General features: G+C 56.6%; 3 protein-coding genes. 2 read left to right on the plus strand and 1 reads right to left on the minus strand.

All coding sequences use genetic code 11. From position 1 onward, the window contains the following. Nucleotides 1-1,114: 1,114 nt before the first annotated feature. Nucleotides 1,115-1,396, plus strand: coding sequence for a hypothetical protein (locus AC0L3S_RS38845; RefSeq protein ID WP_473285208.1), 282 nt, complete (start codon nt 1,115-1,117; stop codon nt 1,394-1,396). Between the two features lie 388 nt (nt 1,397-1,784). On the opposite strand, the gene AC0L3S_RS38850 is transcribed toward AC0L3S_RS38845, so the two are convergent. Further along, on the minus strand, nt 1,785-2,156 hold the full coding sequence (locus AC0L3S_RS38850; RefSeq protein ID WP_473285210.1) for a hypothetical protein: 372 nt from the start codon (nt 2,154-2,156) through the stop codon (nt 1,785-1,787). 384 nt (nt 2,157-2,540) lie between these two features. Between AC0L3S_RS38850 and AC0L3S_RS38855 the strand changes: the two genes are divergently transcribed. Beyond that, the gene (locus AC0L3S_RS38855) at nt 2,541-2,780 is read left to right on the plus strand and encodes a DUF6894 family protein (protein WP_473285212.1); all 240 of its coding nucleotides are present in this window, start codon (nt 2,541-2,543) and stop codon (nt 2,778-2,780) included. The last annotated feature ends 465 nt before the right edge of the window (nt 2,781-3,245 follow it).

The raw sequence follows: 3,245 nt of genomic DNA on the forward strand, positions 1-3,245 counted from the left end.
CCGCAATAGCGTCGGGGTTCTTCAGAGCCACGGTAGATCCGCTTCGCCCAGCAAAACCATAATGCGGATTCCGCCCCCTTCGTGCAACCGGCACCGATTCGCGGCCAACTATCTCAATGGCTAAATGCCCAGGGCGAGCCGCTCCTGCGAAGCTCGATCAGCGGAGCAGACGGGAAAGCTGCGGCTGGAGACGCTTGAGCCGTTCTCAGGGTCCTCCGACTATGAGGCCTCAACGACAGGCCGTACCTTGAGGGGCGCTCGCCGCTTCACGCTGGCCTGCCGTGCGGCGAAGGCCGCAGCGGGAGGTTAAATCGCTGCGGCCCACGCGTCGTCAAATGAAGCCGGGTTAAAAACACCAAGTGAAATATGCAGCCAGCCCGGTAGCAAAAATTCTGCCGCAGCTTTGTCTCTTTTGCAAACACAATTTCGGCGGAACCGAAATCAATCTAGCGGGCATTCTGTTCCGAGGGCGGAACAATCCTGGTTCTTTACCGCTGCGAAGCGAGAGTGGGCGCGGCACAGCGACCCGGTCATGGTGGGCACGGTTGAGACCCGGTTAGCGGCATTTCGCTGATAGGACCGACTGCGGACGCAAGAGTTGCCTTGAGTTCTCAGCCCCTCGCTGAAATTAAGCTTTCCGGCGGGTTCTTTTTGACTGTGCGGGATTGAGCAGGTTCACTCCATAACGTTGATGGAGACGAGCGTGATCAGTTGGCTGTTAGTCATCATAATCGCGGCCAGCGTTGCGGTCCTGATAGCTCACGCGATTGACGCCATCCGCTCCTGAAGACGAGCGCAGCGGCGGAAAGTGGCACCCAATGTGATGACAATTTGAAGGACGGAGCATCAGTTTGGCTTGCTTATAACGATCCGAAGCGGAGATACTGTTCTAGAATGGATAAGGATTGTCGGCAAATCCTATCAGGCAGCAGTAGTTGCTGCGGCAGATGAGATGGTAGATGCTCGGCTAGAAGCGCCATGTGTGTGCGTTCGGGTCAGTTTAACCTGAGTTAAGCAGGACGGCCGCAGAAGCCGGGCGACCACTAAATAGCTTTCAATGACCAAATTGTTTGTAGCCTCTGCAGGCGGGGCAGGACACGCGTAGGAGTCCTGCATGTTGAAACTAGTCTTTTTCACTTCGCTTATTTTCATTACCGGCTCAATCCCATCTGAAGCGCGTCCCTTCCGCGACCGGAAAATCGCCGAATGCAAAGTTTCGATGCGGTGTGACTTCTCGTCCCTGCAGGCCGATCGCAGCACTGCCGGACGCGGTGGTTGGCTGCAGATGCGTCACCGAGGCATCTCAAGTAAAATTGCGATGAATGCGTTTGCGAGCGCGAGCGAGCCGGAGGGGCGCGTGATCGGTGGTCGTCCGGCCGGACGCCCGTCCTCATAACGCGGTTGTGGCGCCGCGCTCCGCGTGTTCGGTCGGGTCATCCCGGAGCTGAACCTTGCGGCGAATTGGCTCCGTTTCCCCGTACATCGCCTGCACCGGGAATGGTCGCCGCACGCCACGGTCACGTGTTTGTACTGGGCTAGCACGTTGGGCGACATGTGTATGGCGTACGACGCCAACTCTGGCGGGCATGCAACACGGATACATGCTCGCTCATTGCGCGGATATTCAGTCGTGAAATCAATCTGTCGGTTCTGATCGTTCAGCGTGGCTTTGAGCGAAGAGGGCAACACTGTTTGATGCTTGTTCGCGGGAACCTCCTCGGCAGCAACGCACTGGAGTAGGATGATGATTGTGCGATCTGCCCCAATGCTCAAGAGAGTCGACGCTACCGATCTTCATCCAACAGTTCGAGCGTAAATTCCTTCTGCATTGATGGCAAAACGCTGTCGAGCGCGGCCGTAGCCATGTCTCGATCGGATTTACCAAAGCGGAGCCCTTTCACATGCCAATTTGGCTCAGACGTCGATTCGGCCAAGCGTTGCTCGACAACGACGCCTACAAAATCCCGACAGCCTTCATAGGTCTTGATCGCTGCCGTAATTGCTCGTTCCAAGGCGCGCCTTGAGACACGGGTGCGACGGGATAAAGCAAGCTTTCTATTCAAGAAAAATGGCACCGAAACACCGCAACTATCGCCTGGGAATGCCTGCCAATTTAACAGGCGAATGGACCCAGATGCAAACGGGGGATTCAGCACGGCCAAACCTCTGAATTTTCTATCAATTCGCCTTTCTTGGCCAATGAGAGCTAGCTACCGGATCCGGTAAGTCAACTTCTGGAGGCAGACGTAGCGTTGGCAGTTGCACGGAAGCCAAGCCGCCCGAGCGGCGACGGTCGCCATCAGCTCGCCGGAACTCCGGCCCCAAGGTGGAGCGCGGAAGATCGATTTGAACTTTGTCTCCGCAAGGAGATACAGAAAGGTCCAGTGGTGGTGTCAGGCCGGGGCTAAGTCCGCCGTCGTGGCGAACAGAGAGGTTCGAAGCAGATCCAGGGTGGTGAGCTTTCCGGGGCCAGCAAAATGCCGTAGTCTAGCGTCATTTCTTTTGAATTGATCGACCCATAAAATTTGCAGGGGAACGTTTTGATCCGCTATTTTTTCAATATCAGAGAGGGGAAGGAATTGTTCCCCGACGAGGAGGGCACGGAATTCGCCGCGCAGACTGACGCCGAGGCGGAAGCTGCTCGCACATTAGTTCAACTATCGAAAGACACTTCGGGGGCGGAGCACAGAGAGGATATTGCCATCGAAGTCCGGACGGCTACTAGGGCAATCTTCCAAGTTGCACTCGTCTTTGAAACGAACAAGTCGATTTTGCACTAGTGCTAATCGCTAGATACTCTTTCTCAGTTTCATCGATCGTTGTCCAAGCTGCGCGCGTTTCGGACGAAGCACGCATGCACTACCGGATCACGGTTTTTTGTCTCACGTTTCCTTCTCAAAGCTAGCTTCCGCAGGCAAGGGGCCGCCGGCCTACCGTCGCATGGAAAAGGCACAAGGTCAGTAAATTCCCGTTGCGCAACGAATGGGAATTTTCTGGTGCGTTCGCTTCAAGCGATTTGTAAGCTTTTGACTATTTGCGCTGTTGCTCGCAGCCGCGTTGGGCGGGCGCCGCCGCAGGGCGGTGAGAGAGGGGCCGGCTCTGGCACGCCCGCAGAATCCCTTCGGGAGCCTGGCTGGCACCGTCCGACGAGCTCTCGAGGCGGCCCCCGGTTCGAAGTGTAGACAGGAGCCATGCGGGGTGCGGGAATGAGCCTCGAAAGGTGGATGTTCGCGGAGGCCGAGTGT

Source organism: Bradyrhizobium sp. Ken01 (genome assembly GCF_055807355.1).

Excerpts from the sequence above, each read along its gene's own strand:
- AC0L3S_RS38845 (WP_473285208.1), top strand. The coding sequence starts at position 1,115 with ATGTTGAAACTAGTCTTTTTCACTTCGCTTATTTTCATTACCGGCTCA.